Origin of the sequence: Autumnicola aciditolerans, assembly GCF_041679265.1 — a bacterium.
In the GTDB taxonomy this organism is placed as follows: domain Bacteria; phylum Bacteroidota; class Bacteroidia; order Flavobacteriales; family Flavobacteriaceae; genus Autumnicola.
This window is the reverse complement of record NZ_JBGFSM010000004.1, coordinates 223,492-242,767: the sequence shown is the minus strand read 5'-3', so window position 1 is coordinate 242,767 and position 19,276 is coordinate 223,492. Positions and strand designations below refer to the sequence as shown.

Sequence of the window (19,276 nt, the reverse complement as noted above, 5' to 3'; positions counted from 1 at the left end):
CAACGAATGAAAACATTCACTAAAATATTCCTGTCGGTTTTTACGCTTTTGTGCTTCGGAATTCTGACCGCGCAGGAGAATACCGATTGGCTTTATGAGGATATCGAATTTGGCATGCCCAGGATACAGGAGCCGCAATTTTCGGATTATGAAGTGAATATTCTCGATTTTGGCGCGGTGGGCGACGGACTTCAGAAAAACACTGAAGTTTTTAAAAAAGCCATTGCCGATGTTGCCGAAAATGGCGGCGGGAAAGTAATTGTGCCAAGAGGGATGTGGCTTACCGGGCCTATCCACTTCCGCAGCAATATTAATTTGCATCTTGAGGACGGGGCGCTTATCATTTTCAGCAAAGACATGAGCGATTATGAGCTTACCAAAACCAGTTTTGAGGGTTTAAATACGGTGCGCAACGAATCGCCCATTAATGCTATAGAAGTTGAAAATATTGCCATTACCGGAAAAGGCGTGATCGATGGCAGCGGCGGCGCCTGGCGGCCGGTTAAGAAAGGAAAAATGACGGCTTCCCAATGGGACGATCTGGTAGAATCCGGCGGGGTTTTATCTGAGGACGAAAAAATGTGGTTTCCTTCAGAAAGCTCAAAAAAGGGCTATAACAACACCTCCAATTTTAATGTTCCCGACCAGGTTTCAGAGGAAGAACTGCAGTCGGTCAAAGATTTCCTGCGGCCAGTGATGGTGAGCATTGTGAACAGTAAAAAGATTTTGCTGGACGGGCCTACTTTTCAGAATTCGCCCGCCTGGAACATCCATCCGCTAATGAGCGAGGATATTACCCTTCGCAATCTCACTGTCAGGAACCCCTGGTATTCGCAAAACGGCGATGGGCTTGATCTGGAATCCTGCAAAAATGTGGTGATCTATAACAATTCTTTTGATGTGGGCGATGACGCTATCTGCTTTAAATCGGGTAAAAACGAGGATGGGCGCAAACGGGGAATGCCTACCGAAAATGTTATTGTAAAGAACAATATTGTTTACCACGGGCATGGCGGCTTTGTAGTTGGCAGCGAGATGTCCGGAGGGGTGAAAAATGTGCATGTCTCCAATTGCACTTTTATGGGGACCGATGTGGGCCTTAGGTTTAAAAGCACCAGGGGTCGCGGGGGCGTGGTGGAAAATATCTATATTTCTGATATTGATATGATCAACATTCCTACGGAAGCCATCAGGTTTAACCTTTTTTACCAGGGAAATTCTCCAATTTTAGAGGAAGATGAAGATGAGGCAGATGAAGAGCGTGATGAAACTATTGTTCCTGTTACTGAAGAAACCCCTTCCTTTCGTAATATTTATATGAAGAACATAACGGCTACAAGCTCTAATACTGCAGCTTTTTTTATGGGGTTGCCGGAAATGAAGCTGGAAAATGTTCAGCTTAAAAATTCCATTTTTGAAACTGAAGAAGGGATCACGATAATTGATGCAAACAATATTGACCTCGAAAATGTAAAAATCCTTCAGAAGAACGGCCCGGCACTGGTTATCTATAATGCTGCAGACGTTCAGTTGAAGGAAATTGAATATCAGAAAAATAAAAAAGGCGCTTCGGTGCAGGTTTTAGGAAAAAGTAAAAACATAGATTTTTCAGAAAGTAAAATATCGAAAGAAGATATTCAGCAAAAAACTGCTGCTGTCCAGTCAAAAAATAAGGCGGTTAACTTTGTTGAAGTTAGTACTGCCAGCCAGTTGGTTGAAGCAATTGATGCTGCAAAACCAGGTGATTCTATTTTTGTCCATTCCGGGAATTATGCGCTAAAAGAGCGGCTTTACATAAATGATTCCGGTACTGCTTCAAAAAAAATTTATCTCATTGGTGATACTTCAGGGGAAAGGCCCATGCTGGATTTTTCAGCAATGGAAGAAAACTCTTCCCACCAGGGAATTGTGCTTAAAGCCGATAACTGGCATATTAAAGGACTTCAATTCTACAAAGCCGGCGATAACGGGCTGCACGTGAGAGGAAATAATAACCTTATTGAATTTTGCAGTTTTTCAGAATGTGCCGATACCGGCCTTCAGCTGGATGACGGGGCTTCAAATAACACCATTTTGAATTGTGATTCTTTTTTTAACGCCGATTCCAAACTGGAAAACGCAGATGGTTTCGCGGTAAAAATGGATGTTGGCTCGGGGAATAAATTTATTGGCTGCCGCGCCTGGAACAACCTGGACGATGGCTGGGACGGTTACCTTCGGGAAGCCGATAATATCAAAACCACCTACGAAAATTGCTGGGCTTTCAATAACGGTTATTTAAAGGACGGCACTAAAGGAAAAGGCGATGGAAACGGTTTTAAAACCGGCGGAAGCGATGATAAAACCCGAAAGCATAATGCCTCCTATTACCGCTGCATAGCTGTAAATAATGTTAGCGATGGGTTTGATCATAACAGTAATCGCGGGACGGTATCCATAATTAACTGCTCTGCCACCGGGAATGGCCGTAATCTTGCTTTCGCGGAAAAAAACGGGCTCGAAAAAATCACTATTATCAACAGCCTGGTTTTGGGAGAGTTAGGGAAATACAATGCCCAAATAGAAGAAGTGAAAAATAACAGCTGGCAGATGGATTTTACTGTTTCAAAGAATGATTTTGTTTCAATGGATACTTCAGAATTGGCGGCACCAAGAAAAAGCGATGGCAGCCTGCCGGATATCAATTTTATGCGTCCTGCGGAAGGAAGTAAGCTGGTAAACGCGGGCATCAGGCTGGAAAAATCTTACTCAGGAAAAGCACCGGACCTTGGGGCGCTGGAATCTGAACCAATGGAGTATTATCAGCCATGATTAAAAATTAAAAAGCCGGGTAAAAAATGAATTCAGCATTAAAATGAACTTAAAGAACCATTTAATTATACTGGTGATAATTAGCTTTTTCGCTATTCCTATTCGTGCCCAGGAGCACGAAATAAAACCCTACACCATCCAGGGAACTTATGAGAAGCTAAAAAAGGATTACCCGTTTATTAGTCCGGTGCAGCCGCTTTCTTCTGAAGATATTATTGCTGAAGAAGACGTGATTTATAAAAAAACACCTGAAAAAGATTTAAAGGCCGATGTTTATATGCCGAAGGCCGAGAATGGCCAAAAATTTCCTGCCGTTTTGCTTATCCATGGTGGCGGTTGGCTTACCGGAAGCAAGGAAAATGAGCGCGTAATGGCGCAGCACCTGGCAGATAAGGGTTATGTGGCCGTAACCGCTGCTTACCGCCTGGGAACTGAAGCTACTTACCCTACAGGTGTTCTTGATTTAAAGGACGCGGTGAAATGGATGCGGCAAAATGCGGCAGAATATCATATAAACCCTGATAAAATCGCGGTTTTGGGAGCTTCAGCAGGAGCGCAACTGGCCACATTGTTGGGCGTAACACCTGATGCTGAAATGTATAATACAGAAAATAATAATTATTCAGATAAAATTCAGGCTATAGTGAATATTGATGGAATAGTTTCTTTTATCCATCCCGAAGCAGAAGAAGGCTGGATGGCGGCCACCTGGTTTGGCGGTTCCAAAACCGAAAAACCAGAATTTTGGAAAGAGGCTTCCCCGTTGGAATATGTAGATGAAAATACCCCACCAACCTTGTTCATCAACAGTTCCTATCCCAGGTTTCACGCAGGAAGGGACGATATGACCAAAATTTTGGGGAAAAATAATATTTATTATGAAGTCCATACGCTGGAGAATTCGCCGCATTCCTTCTGGCTGATGCATCCCTGGTTTGAAGAAACGCTAAATTTAACAACGTCTTTTTTAGATAAGGTTTTGCAGAATTCCTCTTCGGCTAAAAAAGCTTACCGGGAGATCACTGTGGCACAGGATGGTTCCGGCGATTTCAGGAAAATCCAGGAGGCCGTCAATTCTACCCGCGACCTTGGACCCGGCGAAGTGATCATTTACATAAAAAATGGGACCTACAACGAAAAAATGGAAATCCCCAGCTGGAAACATCAATTGTCACTAATAGGGGAAAATAAGGATAAGACCATTATTGTCAATAGTGATTACTCCGGAAAGGTAAATCCGCAAACCGGGAAAGAACATTCCACTTTTACCTCTTACACGGTATTGGTACGCGGCGATGACATTAAAATTGAAAATCTAACTATAAAAAATGCTTCCTGCGGCGAAGGCCAGGCGGTGGCGCTGCATGTGGAAGGTGATCGGTTTGTGATTAAAAATTGCAATATTTTAGGCTGTCAGGACACCATTTACACGGCTACGGAAGGGAGCCGGCAACTTTATCTTGACTGTTATATAGAAGGCACGACCGACTTTATTTTTGGCGAAGCAACGGCTGTTTTTAAGAATTGCACAATTAAAAGTCTGCGTAATTCTTACGTTACGGCGGCGGCCACTCCCCAAAACCAGGAATTTGGGTATGTGTTCATCAATTGCAAATTGATTGCTGCGGAAGGGGTGAATGAAGTTTACCTGGGCAGGCCCTGGCGCCCTTATGCTAAAACGGTCTTTATCAATACACAATTAGGAGAACATATTGTGCCGGAAGGCTGGAATCCATGGAAAGGAGATGAAATGTTTCCAAATAAAGAAAGGACTGCTTATTATGCTGAATATAACAACTCCGGACCGGGCGCTTCTCCAAATACCCGTGTAGAATGGTCCCATCAGTTAAATGATAAGGAAGTAGAGAAATATACGCTAAAGAACATTTTCAGCAGTAAAAAGGACTGGTACTGGGCTTCAGTAAATAATAAAACCGATTTAAAATGAAAAATCTTATTCTTTGCTTTTTCATCCTTTGTTCTGTGGCAGTTTCAGTACAGCAAAAACCAACCTTATATCTTATAGGCGATTCCACCATGTCTGATAAAAAGGATCCTGAAAAAAATCCTGAACATGGCTGGGGGCAAATGCTGCCGGAGTTAATGACTTCAGATATAAATATTGAGAATCACGCTGTAAATGGCCGCAGTACGCGGAATTTTATTACTGAAGGCCGCTGGCAGGAAGTCAAAGAAAAACTGAAACCCGGAGATTTTGTATTTATTCAGTTTGGGCATAATGACCAGAAAGTGAAGGACCCGGAGCGGTACACCAATCCGTTGACACAGTATCGTGCAAATCTGGAAAAATTTGTAAAAGAAGCCAGGGAAAAAGGAGCCACTCCAATTTTAATGAGCTCCATTGTGCGAAGGAATTTTAATGAAGAAGGAACGCTTGTGGATACCCACGGGGAATATCCTTCAGTGACCCGTATGGTCGCCAAAGACCTTGAAGTGCCTTTTATCGATATGCAGCTGTTAACCGAGCAGCTGGAAATCGCTTATGGCCCTGAAGATTCGAAAAAGCTTCATCTTCACCTGGAGCCCGGAGAAGATCCCTACGAACCGGACGGCCGCCATGATGATACTCATTTATCTGAAAAAGGAGCAACTATAGTGGCAAGTCTTGCCCTTCAGGAAATTGCAAAGCAGGGCCTGGCTTTAACGGAATTTATAAAACCTGAAATTTTAAAGAGAGATTTAATAAAGAAATATTAAGAAGAAATGGGAAAGAAGATCAAATTTAACCGGCACCTAAAAATTACCATTTTAGGTATGGCATTTCTGTTTGGAATACTACAGCCGTTAGTAGCACAGGAAGGTGAAAATTTATGGGAAAAGGCACAGCACCAGGATAAAGAATGGTATGCTTCTGCCGAGGCACAGCGTATTGCAGACAATGTTTTGCTCTACCAGCATGATAATGGCGGCTGGTATAAGAATATAGACATGGCAGATGAGCTTAATTCTGCTCAAAAAGACAGCCTTAGAAAATTAAAATCTGAAAATGTGGGCACCACCATAGATAATGGTGCCACGCATACCCAGTTAAGGTATCTGTCCAAAGTTTTTGAAGCCACAGGTGAAGAAAAATATAAAAATGCTTTCCTGGATGGGGTGGATTATTTGTTGAAAGCGCAGTATGACAATGGAGGATGGCCTCAATTTTATCCAATTAAAGAGGGCTACTATGAGCATATCACATACAACGATGGGGCGATGATAGGCGTGATGGAGCTTCTGAGGAATATCGCCAAAAATAATAAACCTTACACATTTGTGGATGCCAGCCGCAGGAAGAAAGCGCAAAGAGCTATAGATAAAGGCCTTGAAGTGATTTTGGCCACCCAGGTAAAAGTAGATGGAGAACTTACCATCTGGTGCGCGCAGCATGATAAGGACGATTTTAGCCCGGCAAAAGCAAGGGCTTATGAGCTTCCGTCGCTTAGCGGAAAGGAAAGTGCGGGAATTGTAGAATATTTGCTGAAGCTGGAAAATCCTTCCAGTGAGGTGAAAAAATCAATAAGAAGTGCAGTGCAGTGGTTTGAAGCGCATAAGGTAATGGGAGAAAAAGTGGTTTGGGTAAAAGATACTACTTATGTTGAAGGTTTTGACCGGGTAGTGCTAAAGGATGCTGAAGGCGGGCCTTTGTGGGGAAGGTTTAATGATATTGAAACAGGAACCCCAATTTTTGTAGGACGTGACGGGATTATAAAAAAGCATCTTGCTGATATTGAGCAGGAGCGTCGTGTGGGTTATAATTACATAGACAATTACGCCGAAGAATTACTGAAAAAAGATTACCCGGAATGGGAGAAGAAGTATTGAAGACCATAGACCGACCGCTTCGCTGAAAGACATAAGAATAAAGACTAAAGACCGCCAGGCTGAAAGAAAAAAGACCAAAGACCGCTTTGCCGAAAGAGAAGAGAGAATAGATACTGGCCCAATAAAGATTCGTAAGCCTGGATTTTTTTGGTTCGTTTTTTCATGAATGAAAAAAATGAACAGATGTAATTAAACAAACAGTTCAAAAAGTAAAATATGCTACAGGGAAAAACTTTTTTAAAAGAAAAACAATCGGCATGGGAAGAAGCCGGAGAAGGCATTACCAGAAAGATTACAGGTCATAACAGCCAAATGATGATGGTAAAGGTGAAATTTGAAAAAGGCGCGACCGGGTATGTACATGATCATTTTCACACGCAATCTTCGTATGTTGCTTCCGGAAAGTTTAAAATCACCATAGACGGGAAGTCGGAAATCCTGGAAACAGGAGATACATTTTTCGTGCAGCCAAACTTAAAACATGGTGCAGAATGCCTGGAAGCAGGAGTTTTAATTGATGTCTTTAGTCCGGTGAGAGAAGATTTTCTGTAAGAGAGCGATATGAAAAAAGCAATTCTGGCATTTATATTCATTTTTACGGCAGGCTTTGCCATGGCGCAGGAGTTTACCAAAATATGGCCCACAGGAAAAATGCCAAATTCCAAAGGTATGCAGCTGGAACAGATTGAGGAAAACCAACGCATCACGCAGGTTTCGGAGCCTGGGTTTTATACTTTTCTTCCCGCCCCCGAAGAGAATAAAGGCGCTGCGGTTTTAATCCTGCCTTCCGGTGGTTATCATCACTTAACTTATAACTGGGGCGGTTTCCAGGTGGCAAAATGGTTTAACACGCTGGGCATTTCAGCTTTTGTGCTTAATTACCGGTTGCCCACATCTCCAGATTTAGAAGTCAGTTATAAAGGTCCTATCCAGGACGCGCAGCGAACCATGAAAATAATAAGGGCCAATGCTGAAAAATATAAAATTGATCCGGAGAAAATGGGAATTTTTGCAACTTCGGCTGGAGGACACCTGGCCAGCACTTTAGGAACACATTCCGAAGATTTTTCAGTTATTGAAAATGATACATTGAATGGATATTCTTTCAGGCCGGATTTCCTTGTTTTGGTTTCTCCTGTAATCAGTTTTGGGAAATATGCTCATGAAGGGAGCCGGGATAATTTTCTTGGTGAATCCCCTTCCGAAGAACTATTAAATAAATATTCCAATGAATTGCAGGTAACCAGCGATACCCCGCCTGCGTTTTTGGTACATGCGCAAAATGATAATGTGGTAAACCCTTTAAATAGTATTATGTTTTATGAAGCCATGATAGAAAATGGGGTAAAAGGGAGCCTGCATATTTTTCCGAAGGGGCAGCACGCAATAGGAATTGGCAATGATTCAAATTTGACAGAACTGTGGAAAGAATTATGTGAAGAATGGCTTAAAGAGGAGCAGGTAATCAAGTGAATTTACAGGACTCTTAAAAACAATTAGTAACTTATAGTTTTTGAAAACAGAAAGAATTTTATGAAAAATATATTTGAACAAAGCTGGAGGTGGTATGGGCCACAGGATCCAGTTAGCTTGAGCACCATTAAACAAGCCGGTGCAAATGGCGTAGTGACCGCCTTACATCATCTTCCCGTAGGTGAGGTGTGGACGGTTGAAGAAATAGAAAAACGCAAAAAGCTGTTGGAAGACAGCAATAAAGAGCATCCTTTCCCGCTGCACTGGAACGTAGTGGAAAGCCTACCCGTGCATGAGCACATTAAACAGGCGCGGCCGGACAGGGAAAAATATATAGAAAATTATAAGCAAAGCCTTCGTAACCTTGGAAAATGCGGGATTACCCGGGTTTGCTACAATTTTATGCCGGTGCTGGACTGGTTGCGTACCAACGTGAGGTATGAGCTGGAAGACGGCAGTACGGCGCTTCTTCATAACCTGGAAGATCTTATTGTTTTCGACTTGTTTATTCTGAAGCGTGAAAATGCTGAAGCAGATTATGATGCGGAAATGGTTGAAAAGGCCAAAGCAAAGCATGCTGAAATGAAGGAGGAAGAATTAGAGGTGCTGAAGGCAAGTTTATTAATGGCACTTCCAGGCGATAAAAAAGGTTTTACCCTTGAAAAGCTAAGAAATGGCCTGAAAGATTATGAAGGGATTTCAGCAGAAAAATTACGGGAAAATTTAGTAGAATTTTTAAAAGAAGTGGTGCCCGTAGCTGAAGAAGCCGGGGTGGTAATGGCGATTCATCCAGACGATCCGCCATGGCCGGTACTTGGGCTGCCTAGGGTGGTGAGCAAAGCTTCAGATTTGGAATATATTTTCACCGAGGTGCCGCAGAATGCGAACGGACTCACCTTTTGCAGTGGAAGTCTGGGTGCTTCAGCAAAGAATAATATGCCTGAAATTATTGAAAAATTCTTTGAACGGATTCATTTTGTGCATTTACGATCTGTTCAGCTGGAGGAAAATTCAAGATTCTATGAAGCCAATCATCTGGAAGGAAGCGCTGGAATGTACAAACTGGTAAGGAATTTTTATGAACTTCAGAAGAAAAATAACGGAAAGCCTTTACCCATGCGGCCAGACCATGGCCATGAAATGCTGGACGACCAGGGGAAACCTTTTTACCCTGGTTATTCCGCAGTAGGCAGATTGAGAGGTTTAGCCGAATTACGCGGACTCGAATTTGGAATTTTAAACACGTTGGAAAAATAATCATATAAGAATGGGAAATTTAAAGGATAAAGTAGCCGTAGTCACCGGTGGGAATGGAGTTTTAGGGGGTGCAATAGCTATGGGGCTGGCAAAAAACGGTGTGAAAGTCGGCATCATGGGCAGGAGCGAAGATACCGTGCAGGAAAAAGTACAGGAGATCAAGCAGGCCGGCGGAAAAGCTGTAGCATTGGTTGCAGATGTCCTGGATAAAGAAAAGCTTACCGCTGCCAGGGAAGCCATAGAAAAGGAATTCGGTACAGTGGATATCCTGGTGAATGCAGCGGGAGGAAACATGAAAGGCGCCACCATCACTCCGGAACAAAGCATTTTTGATCTTGACATTTCAGATTTTGATAAGGTTAGTCAGCTTAATTTCAAAGGGACGGTGCTACCCACAATTATTTTTGGAAAAGGAATGGTGGAAAAGAAGAAGGGCAGTATCATTAATATTTCTTCTATGGCCGCGCAAAGTGCTTTAACCAGAGTAATGGGCTATTCGGCCGCCAAAGCTGCCGTAGATAATTTTACGAAATGGCTGGCTGTGGAAATGGCGCAAAAATACGGCGATGGCATACGTGTAAACGCCATTGCTCCCGGCTTCTTTATTGGGGAGCAAAACAGGAGTTTGTTGCTGAATGAAGATGAAAGCCTTACCTCAAGAGGGCAAACAATAATTAATCAAACTCCCATGAACCGCTTTGGAGAACCTGAAGAATTACAGGGCGTCGCAAACTGGCTGGCAGGGGATGAGTCTTCTTTTGTTACCGGGGTTGTAGTGCCGGTAGACGGAGGATTTGGCGCTTTTAGCGGAGTATAAAAATTAGAGTATTATGGCAAGATTAGGAAAATATTCGTTCGGCACCGGAGACCGGTTTGGAAAAGAAGGAAAAGCGCAGCTTAGGGCAGTGCTTAAAATGCAGGAAAAAGGAATCAATGTTATTCCTGTGTGGAATAAATCCAACCGGGAACACTTAACCGTGGGCACTAAAGCCCCCGAAGTTAGAAAAGAGGCTGATGCAGCAGTTAAAGCACTGGAATATAAAGGGGATTATCTTGTAGATGCCGATCATATTGGTTTAAAAACAGTAGAGCCTTATCTGCCGGTAAGTGATTTTTTTACCATAGACGTTGCCGACTTTATTGGAAAAAAAGCTTCGGAAAAAGAAGAACAGCAATTTCTGCAGTTTTTTGAAAAATATCTGGGAGATTTTAAAATCCCCGGGATAGAACACAAAATAGAAATATCCAAAATGCAGCTTCAGGAAATGCTGGACAATTTCCTGCTGGCCATGCAAAAAGCCGGAGAAGTTTACCGACTTATCGCTTCAGAAAAAACAGAAGAATTTTCTACTGAAGTTTCCATAGATGAGGTGGAAAATCCTCAAACTCCTGTAGAACTGTTTTTTATTCTTGCCGCTTTGGCTTTTTATGAAGTTCCGGTAAATACCATCGCGCCCAAGTTTACCGGCGAATTCAATAAAGGGGTGGATTACCGCGGAGATCTTCAGCAGTTTGAAAAAGAATTTGAAGAAGATCTTTTAGTGCTGAAGTATGCCGTGAAAGAGTTCGGCCTTCCGCAGAACCTTAAACTCAGCGTGCATAGTGGCAGCGATAAATTTTCTATTTATCCCGTAATGCAGAAGCTTATCAAAAAACATGATGCCGGGCTTCATCTTAAAACCGCAGGCACCACCTGGCTGGAAGAATTAATTGGCCTTGCCGAAAGTGAAGGCGATGCTTTTAAATTTGCAAAAGCAATATATGCGGAAGCTTTAGAGCGTTATGATGAGCTTACCAGGGATTATGCTGAAGTACTTTCTATAGATAAAGGTAATTTGCCTTCCGCAGACGGTTTTTCCAGCGGAAAAGAATTTGCAGATGCCTTGCGCCACGATCAAAAATCAGATTCTTATAATCCCAATTTCAGGCAATTATTGCACTGCGCCTATAAATTGGCTGCTGAAAAAGACAATTTTCAGGGATTATTGGATAAACATCGCACCAAAATAGAAGAAAACGTCACTTACAATCTTTATGAACGCCATCTAAAGAATATTTTTCCTTCTTAACCAGGCATCTTAAAAGCAAAATCTATGGACAGACACATTACACTTGGAGAATTTATCATTGAAAATCAGAAGGATTTTCCATACGCCAAGGGGGAATTAAGCGCTTTGCTGAGCTCCATAAGGCTGGCTGGAAAAGTGGTTAATCAGCAAATCAACAAGGCCGGCCTGGCTGAAATTCTTGGTAAAGCCGGTAAAGAAAATGTGCAGGGTGAGGCCCAGGCCAAGCTGGATGTTATGGCAAACGAAGTATTTATTAGCACCTTGCGAAACCGTGGGGAGATTTGTGGCCTGGCTTCGGAAGAACTGGAAGATTATCTCGCTTTTGAAGATGATATTCATAAAGAAGCAAAATACATTGTCCTTATAGATCCGTTGGATGGATCTTCCAATATTGATGTGGATATTACCGTAGGCACGATTTTTAGTATTTACAGGAGAATTTCTGAAACCGGAACCACCGTGACCATGGAAGATTTTCTGCAACCCGGAAAAAACCAGGTTGCCGCAGGTTATTTAATCTACGGGACTTCTACTATTCTGGTGTACACAACCGGAAATGGTGTAAACGGATTTACTTTCGACCCGGGAATTGGTTCCTTTTTTCTTTCCCATCCACAAATTAAATTTCCTGAGAAAGGAAATATTTACTCCGTAAATGAGGGAAATTATGTGCATTTTCCTGCCGGTGTTAAAAAATATATCAAGTGGGTGCAGCAGATAGATGAACAGGATAAGCGTCCTTTTACCTCCAGATATACTGGTTCGCTGGTGGCCGATTTCCACAGGAATATGCTATTGGGTGGAATATACCTGTATCCCCAGGGTACTACTTCCCCCAACGGAAAACTTCGATTGCTTTATGAATGTAATCCTATGGCTTTTTTAACGGAACAGGCCGGCGGAAAAGCTTCAGACGGGTATAGGAGAATAATGGATTTAGAGCCCAAAGAGCTTCATGAAAGGGTTCCTTTTTTCTGCGGAAATAAGGATATGGTGGAGAAGGCTGAAGATTTTATGAAAGAAGGATAAAAGCAGCACGATTGAAAAATCTAAGTATGTGTAAGCATTAGCCTATGTTCCTAGCTCATACAAATGAACAGGAATTTGCAGTAAACCCGTATTGGAGGTATAACAATAAAAATATGGATATATTAGTAGCAGATTCATCTAAGTCTTAGTTTTAAAATATATCCAAAAATTTAATGCAGGAACAGGAAAAAGATAAAGGAAAAACGGTCACTTATGGAGAAGTGATTATGCGATTATCCCCGTCAGAAAACTGCAAATTACAGCAATCCAATAAAATAGATTTCTTTTTTGGCGGGACTGAAATGAATGTTGCCGCTTCGCTTTCCTATTTCGGTTTGAAAACACAGCAGGTGAGCAATGTCTCGAATGATCTCGTTGGAGATGCCGCTTTAGCTGCGATGAAGCAGTTTGGGATAGATGTTTCTGCAGTAAACAAGGTCGACCATCCTTTAGGATTATATTTTTTGGAAGTCGGCTCTTCCATGCGCCCCGGAAAAATTGCGTATAATCGTTTGCACGGTGCTTTTGCCAATATTAAACCGGAACAGGTGGATTGGGAAAGTGTTCTCGCCAATTGCAGTTATCTGCACTGGACAGGGATTTCTCCGGCCATTTCAGAAGGTGCTTATTTAACCTTAAAAGAAGGCCTTGAAATCGCAAATCAAAAAGGAATTACAATTACGGCAGATCCTGCCTATCGCAGCAACCTTTGGAAATATGGAAAAGACGGCCACGAAGTTCTAAAGGAACTCACCGGTCTTTCCACCATTTTTATTGGCGGGGTAAACGAGATCAATGAAATCTTGGGAACCGACTTTTCTTTTGAAGAAGAAGGTTTTATTGCCGCTGCCAAAAAGCTGATGGAGGAATGCCCTAATATTGAGAAAGTCTTCGATAAAGTAAGAACAGGAGTAAGCGCTTCCTGGCAGAAGATATACGGTAGGGCCTGGACCGGGAAAGAATATCTTACAACCGAAGAACTGGAAATTACCAGCGTGGTAGACAGGATCGGAACCGGAGATGCCTATGCGGCAGGCCTTATTTATGGGTTGCAAAACTTTGATGATAAAAAAGCCTTAGGCTTTGCCAATGCGGCATGTGCTTTAAAACATACTATTTTAGGGGATGCAAACCTGGTAAGTGTAGCAGAAGTGCTGGAAGTACTTGAGGGCAGTACCGGGGGCAGGATCAAAAGATAAGATTGAGAAAAGACCTGCAAGGTTTTTAAAACCTTGTAGGTCTTACAATAAAATACAGAGCCTGAAAAATTTGAAACGCAATCGTGCGGAATTGCTGAATTGAGAAAGTGGTTTTTCTGAGATAAGCTTAAAGTTTGAAATTGTTTTTTAAAAGATAGTTAATGGCAATATTTACTAGAATAGAAGTAGCCCAGGCTACCAAAGAAACCGGTTTAGTACCGGTGTTTTATCACAAAGACCTGGAAATTTGTAAAAAAATAGTAAAGGCCTGTTATGATGGTGGAGCCCGGGTATTTGAATTTACCAACCGGGGGGATTTTGCCCATGAAGTTTTTGGGGAACTCAATAAGTATGTTACTCAAAATCTGGAAGGGATGATATTGGGCGTAGGTTCTATCCTGGATGCCGGCACCACGGCATTATACCTTCAGTTGGGCGCGAATTTTATTGTTTCTCCTGTTGTTAATGCGGAAATGGCCAAAACCTGTAACCGCAGGAAAGTTTCGTGGATGCCGGGTTGTGGGTCGGTTACGGAGATTTCTTATGCGGAAGAACTGGGTGCTGAAGTGGTAAAGATCTTCCCGGGCAGCCAGGTGGGAGGGCCTGCTTTTGTAAAGGCGGTAAAAGGTCCGCTGCCATGGGCCAGTATCATGCCCACGGGCGGAGTAAGCCCTACGCAAGAAAACCTGAAAGAATGGTTTGATGCCGGAGTGCATTGTGTGGGGATTGGTTCTAAACTTTTTCAGAAGAAGAACGATGGAACGTATGACTTTAAAGGAATTGGTGAAAAAGTAAAAGCGACTATAGCAATTATTAAGAGCTTTGGGAGAAGCTAGGTTAATTAGTAATTTCACCTTCGGCACTTCATTTAACGTACTTTTCCGGGACTGCAAAAATTTCATAACAAAGCGGCACAAGCTGAGGTGGATTTGCGGGCAAAATTGGGATAACAAAATAGAAGATGAAAGAAAAAAGTTGTTCAGGGCTGCAGAGGTTATAGCCACCATACATTCCGCATAGCTTTCCGCAGAAAAAAAAGGAACAGAAACTGAAATTCCTGAAATATAATAAGACTGAATTATTCTTCATTTTAAATTCCTTCGGTATTTAAATTAAAAGTAATTTCACCATAAATCAGAAGTTTTTTTTACGAATTTATTAATGATTGAAGTTAAACCTTGCTTAAAATGTTTTTCAATGTGTAGGGAAGCAATATTTTTACCATCATAACAAAAAAGCAAATTATATGGCTTCATATTTAAATAAAGACGAAATAGCAGCATCATTAAAAGTGCTGGTAAAGCAATATGTGGAAGATTGTGAAAACTGCGGGCAATTATCTTCTGAATTTATTAATCTTATAAAACACAATTTTCTTGCAGAATATGTGGTTTATGATAAGGAAGCAAAAAAGGTAGAAGTAGGGATTGAAGTCCCGGATTCCACATCGGTCTATCCAGAATTAAAGGTTTACCAATTCTCCCTGAATTCTGCAGAAGAATGGGTAGCAAATTCCTGCAAAGAAGAAAGCAGCGACCTGGAATTCTATGGCAGGCTGCTTAATAATAATAAGGTTACAAACTCTGCAGATGTAGTCCTTTTGCAATAGTTCTTTAAATAATCTTAAGGAAAAGCGGCTTATAATATATAGGCCGCTTTTTATTTGCAATTTAAATCCTTTTAAGAAAATATACTCCTACTCTTATTAGCAGGAAGAGAATAAAAAGGACTTTAAATTAGAAAATTATAAAAAAGCAATATCAAAACAAGTAGTTTTTAATAACCTCATAAATAATTGTTTTATAGTGATTTGCGCTATTTTTTAAGAGAATTTTTTATTAATTTCTGCTCTCTAACTAATCAAAATTTATAAGATATGCTAGCGTATTTAGAAGAAGGGGAGATTAAAGAATCTTTAAAAAACCTTATTAAGAATTACATTAAGGAATGTGAGGAAAGCAACGAACTTTCTCAGAATTTTATCGAGCTTGTTAAACATAATTTTCTGGCTAAATATGTTTATTATAACCCTGAAAAGAAGATGGTTGAAATAGGAATAAATCGGTCTAAATCCAGAAAATCCTATCCTAAAATACAGGTTTATAATTTTCCTTTGGAACGCGCTCCGGATTGGCTGGGGGAAAAATTTAAAACCGCAAGAGGTGATTTGGAATTTTATGCCAGTCTTATAAAAAGAAATAATTTTTCAGCTTCCGGGGAGGTATTTGTTATGTAAACTCCTTTTAACCGGAATCCGGTAAATAATTAATTTCAAAATTAAATCCAAAGGCTTCACATTTCTCAAGTTCTAATTCGTAATTAATTCTGGAAGTAAGAAGCCCTCTTTTAAGACATAATAGGGGTTTTATACTTAAATTAATAGCGAATTAAGAAGGGGTTTGGTTTTATTTAATGCTTGTTTGTTGGGAGGGTAGGTAGATTTCTCTAACTTGAAAATAAAAAGTTATGGAGAAATACAAAAATCTAGATTTACAATTTATTGGAGGCGAATGGGTAAAAGGAAGCTCTAGCAAAGAAGTGGAAAATCATAATCCATATAATAATTCGGTAATTAATAAAACAATTGGGGCAAGCCAAAATGATGTGGACGCTGCACATGAAGCTGCAAAAAAAGCTGCAAAGAGCTGGGGTAAAGAGCTGCCCCAAAAAAGGGCTGAAATAATTCAAAAAGCAGTGCAGATTTTAAAGCAGCGGAAAGACGAGGTAGTGGAATGGCTAATTAAAGAAGCCGGAAGTACACGTGTAAAAGCAGAAGTGGAGGTACAGATCACGCTTGGAATTATGAATGAATCTGCTTCTTTTCCTACCCGCATGCATGGGTTTATTTTCGATTCCCTAACCCCGGGTAAAGAAAGCCGTGCCTATCGTAAACCATTGGGGGTTATTGGAATTATTAGTCCCTGGAATTTTCCGCTAAACTTATCAATGAGGTCTATCGCCCCTGCTATAGCTACAGGAAATGCCATTGTTTTAAAACCAGCTTCACAAACCCCTGTAACCGGCGCACTACTGGCAGCAAAGATTTTTGAAGAGGCAGGGCTGCCAAAAGGTGTATTTAATGTGGTGGTTGGAAGAGGATCAGAAATTGGTGATTATTTTGTGAAGCATCCAATCTCTAAATTAATTTCCTTTACAGGATCTACGCCTGTTGGGCGCAATATTGGAAAACTGGCAGGGGAAACTGTAAAACGGGTTTCTCTTGAACTCGGAGGGAACAATGTTTTTGTGGTTCTTGATGATGCCAATATTGATAATGCGGTAAATGCTGCCTTATTTGGTAAATTTATGCATCAGGGACAAATTTGTATGTCCACAAATCGCTTTTTGGTAGATGAAAAAGTGGCTGATGAATTTGTAGAAAAATTTGTAAAAAAAGCCAAAGATCTAAAAAGCGGAGATCCATCGGAAGAAGGCACTGTTATAGGTCCGCTAATTGATCATGACCAGGTGGAAAGGATTACGAAAGATTTTAACGAAAGTGTAAAACAGGGAGCAATTATAAGGACTGGTGGTAAAAGCGAAGGAAATGTTCTGGAGCCTACCATTCTGGACAATGTTAAAGACAATATGCCCATAGCTGATAAAGAAATCTTTGGCCCGGTAGCGCCAGTGATTAGATTTTCTTCTGAAGAAGAAGCCTTAGAAATTGCCAATTCCAAAGATTATGGTTTAAGTGGAGCAGTGTTTACTAAAAACACAGAACGCGGGGTGGCTTTTGCCAAGAAAATAGAAACCGGGATGATTCATATTAATGACCAAACGGTTAACGATGAACCTAATGCCCCTTTTGGAGGAGAAAAAGGTTCAGGAATAGGCCGTTTTAATGGGGATTTTATTTTAGAAGAATTTACCCGCCTGCAGTGGATTACCGTACAACATGAACCGCGGGATTACGCTCCTTTCGCATAAGATCAAATATTACATAAATGAAATTAGGCGTCAGTTTTTACTGATGCCTAATTTTTTGTGGTTATATGTTCCATGATCATCTTTGCATGAATCCTGGAATTTTCAATAAACCATTTATGGGTGTCCACACCTCCACAAATCACTCCTGCCAGGTAAACATTATTTACATTAGTTTCCATGGTTTGTGGATTGTACTGCGGGATTTTCCTTCCATCATCAGACATTTTAATTCCAATGTCTTCCAGGAACTTAAAATTAGGGCGGTAACCTGTCATTAACAGTACAAAATCGTTTTCCATGCTTTGTTTCCCCTGCGGTGTCTCTATCACCACTTCGTCTTTCCGAATTTCAAGAAGCCTGGCATTAAAATGAGCCTTGATACTACCCTCATTTATCCTGTTATCAATATCTGGCCTCACCCAATATTTAACCCGCCGTCCAATTTCAGGCTTTCTTACAATCATGGTCACTTCCCCGCCTTTGCGAAATATTTCGAGTGCAGCATCTACAGCAGAGTTACTGGCACCCACCACAACCGTTTTACGAGTGGCAAAATAATGAGGGTCATTGTAGTAATGATATACTTTTGGCAGCTCCTCTCCGGGGATGTTCAGGTAATTTGGAATGTCATAAAAGCCAGTGGCAACTATAACATTATGTGCTAAATAGGTTCCTTTTTCAGAAGTAACCTGCAAAAGTTTATTCTCTTTTTTTTCTACGGTATTAACCTTTTCAAATAAATTGATGTCCAATTGATTTGAAGTGGTAATTCTTCTGTAATATTCCAGTGCTTCCGCTTTCTTTGGTTTTGGATTATTACTGATAAAGGGGATATTATCCAGTTCCAGCTTTTCTGAAGTAGAGAAAAAAGTCATGTTGGTGGGATAATGATAAAGAGAATTTACCAGGCATCCTTTTTCCAGGATAAGGTAATCTAAATTTTTCTTTTCAGCTTCCAGGCCGCAGGCAATGCCAATAGGGCCGCCGCCAATAATAATGATATCGTAGATTTTTTCAGGAGTTGGCAAGTTGCTTGAGGTTTTTAATGGTTTCTAATTGATTTTTAGATTTAAATACAAAACTGCCTGCCACAAGCACGTCTGCCCCCGCCTGTGCCAGTTGTAAAGCATTTTCATCTGTTACCCCGCCGTCCACTTCAATAAGAGTGCCAGCATTGTTTTGAGATATTAGATCCTTAAGTTGTTTTATTTTATGAAAAGTGTTCTCAATAAAGTTTTGTCCTCCAAATCCGGGATTCACGCTCATGAGCAGGACAATATCAATATCACAAATCACATCCTTCAACAAGCTTACATTGGTATGAGGATTTATAGCCACCCCTGTTTTCATTCCTTCAGCTTTAATTAGCTGAAGACTCCTGTGAAGATGGGTGCAGGTCTCAAAATGCACGGTAAGGTGAGCTGCACCAAGTTTTGCAAATCGCTTTATATATCGGTCCGGCTCAATAATCATAAGATGAACGTCTAGCGGTTTGGTGGCATGTTGGGAAATAGCTTCAAGAACCGGCATTCCATAAGAGATATTGGGAACAAAAACACCATCCATGATGTCTATGTGAAACCAATCTGCATCACTGTTGTTCACCAGTTCAATATCCCGCTGTAAATTTCCGAAATCGGCAGCAAGAAGTGAAGGGGCGATCAATTTTTTTGTCATAGC

17 protein-coding genes are annotated in these 19,276 nt (G+C 41.1%); 15 read left to right on the top strand and 2 right to left on the bottom strand.

Annotated elements, in window-relative coordinates:
* Nucleotides 1-6 precede the first annotated feature (6 nt).
* From AB8M93_RS05835 to AB8M93_RS05765, 15 genes are all read left to right on the top strand, one after another.
* Nucleotides 7-2,811 (top strand): right-handed parallel beta-helix repeat-containing protein, encoded by a 2,805-nt coding sequence (locus AB8M93_RS05835; RefSeq protein ID WP_373056637.1) that lies wholly within the window; start codon nucleotides 7-9, stop codon nucleotides 2,809-2,811.
* Nucleotides 2,812-2,854: 43 nt separating this feature from the next.
* Nucleotides 2,855-4,759, top strand: a complete 1,905-nt coding sequence (locus AB8M93_RS05830) for a pectinesterase family protein (protein WP_373056636.1) — start codon at nucleotides 2,855-2,857, stop codon at nucleotides 4,757-4,759.
* Nucleotides 4,756-5,529 (top strand): rhamnogalacturonan acetylesterase, encoded by a 774-nt coding sequence (locus AB8M93_RS05825; protein WP_373056635.1) that lies wholly within the window; start codon nucleotides 4,756-4,758, stop codon nucleotides 5,527-5,529. Before AB8M93_RS05830 ends, AB8M93_RS05825 begins: the two co-directional genes overlap by 4 nt.
* A gap of 6 nt (nucleotides 5,530-5,535) precedes the next feature.
* Nucleotides 5,536-6,639, top strand: a complete 1,104-nt coding sequence (pelA, locus tag AB8M93_RS05820; RefSeq protein ID WP_373056634.1) for a pectate lyase — start codon at nucleotides 5,536-5,538, stop codon at nucleotides 6,637-6,639.
* 216 nt (nucleotides 6,640-6,855) lie between these two features.
* Nucleotides 6,856-7,191: a cupin domain-containing protein gene (locus tag AB8M93_RS05815; protein WP_373056633.1), complete on the top strand. Its 336-nt coding sequence runs from the start codon at nucleotides 6,856-6,858 to the stop codon at nucleotides 7,189-7,191.
* A gap of 9 nt (nucleotides 7,192-7,200) precedes the next feature.
* A complete protein-coding gene (locus AB8M93_RS05810; protein ID WP_373056632.1) occupies nucleotides 7,201-8,112 on the top strand; it encodes an alpha/beta hydrolase in 912 nt (303 codons plus the stop codon).
* 60 nt (nucleotides 8,113-8,172) lie between these two features.
* Nucleotides 8,173-9,369, top strand: coding sequence for a mannonate dehydratase (gene uxuA, locus AB8M93_RS05805; RefSeq protein ID WP_373056631.1), 1,197 nt, complete (start codon nucleotides 8,173-8,175; stop codon nucleotides 9,367-9,369).
* 10 nt (nucleotides 9,370-9,379) lie between these two features.
* Nucleotides 9,380-10,186, top strand: coding sequence for an SDR family oxidoreductase (locus AB8M93_RS05800; RefSeq protein ID WP_373056630.1), 807 nt, complete (start codon nucleotides 9,380-9,382; stop codon nucleotides 10,184-10,186).
* A gap of 13 nt (nucleotides 10,187-10,199) precedes the next feature.
* Nucleotides 10,200-11,438, top strand: coding sequence for a tagaturonate epimerase family protein (locus AB8M93_RS05795; protein ID WP_373056629.1), 1,239 nt, complete (start codon nucleotides 10,200-10,202; stop codon nucleotides 11,436-11,438).
* A gap of 24 nt (nucleotides 11,439-11,462) precedes the next feature.
* A complete protein-coding gene (gene fbp, locus AB8M93_RS05790) occupies nucleotides 11,463-12,467 on the top strand; it encodes a class 1 fructose-bisphosphatase (RefSeq protein WP_373056628.1) in 1,005 nt (334 codons plus the stop codon).
* 173 nt (nucleotides 12,468-12,640) lie between these two features.
* On the top strand, nucleotides 12,641-13,666 hold the full coding sequence (locus AB8M93_RS05785) for a sugar kinase (protein ID WP_373056627.1): 1,026 nt from the start codon (nucleotides 12,641-12,643) through the stop codon (nucleotides 13,664-13,666).
* Between the two features lie 161 nt (nucleotides 13,667-13,827).
* Nucleotides 13,828-14,502, top strand: a complete 675-nt coding sequence (locus tag AB8M93_RS05780) for a bifunctional 4-hydroxy-2-oxoglutarate aldolase/2-dehydro-3-deoxy-phosphogluconate aldolase (protein ID WP_373056626.1) — start codon at nucleotides 13,828-13,830, stop codon at nucleotides 14,500-14,502.
* 410 nt (nucleotides 14,503-14,912) lie between these two features.
* Entirely contained in the window at nucleotides 14,913-15,275 is a 363-nt protein-coding gene (locus AB8M93_RS05775; RefSeq protein WP_373056625.1) for a hypothetical protein, read from the top strand.
* A 267-nt stretch (nucleotides 15,276-15,542) separates the two neighbouring features.
* On the top strand, nucleotides 15,543-15,902 hold the full coding sequence (locus AB8M93_RS05770) for a hypothetical protein (protein ID WP_373056624.1): 360 nt from the start codon (nucleotides 15,543-15,545) through the stop codon (nucleotides 15,900-15,902).
* Nucleotides 15,903-16,132: 230 nt separating this feature from the next.
* On the top strand, nucleotides 16,133-17,596 hold the full coding sequence (locus tag AB8M93_RS05765) for an aldehyde dehydrogenase family protein (RefSeq protein WP_373056623.1): 1,464 nt from the start codon (nucleotides 16,133-16,135) through the stop codon (nucleotides 17,594-17,596).
* Between the two features lie 47 nt (nucleotides 17,597-17,643).
* Here the strand turns inward: AB8M93_RS05765 and AB8M93_RS05760 are convergent, their stop codons facing one another.
* Nucleotides 17,644-18,624, bottom strand: a complete 981-nt coding sequence (locus AB8M93_RS05760; protein WP_373056622.1) for a YpdA family putative bacillithiol disulfide reductase — start codon at nucleotides 18,622-18,624, stop codon at nucleotides 17,644-17,646.
* On the bottom strand, nucleotides 18,611-19,273 hold the full coding sequence (rpe, locus tag AB8M93_RS05755; protein WP_373056621.1) for a ribulose-phosphate 3-epimerase: 663 nt from the start codon (nucleotides 19,271-19,273) through the stop codon (nucleotides 18,611-18,613). The genes AB8M93_RS05760 and rpe overlap by 14 nt, the downstream gene beginning before the upstream one ends.
* Nucleotides 19,274-19,276 lie beyond the last annotated feature (3 nt).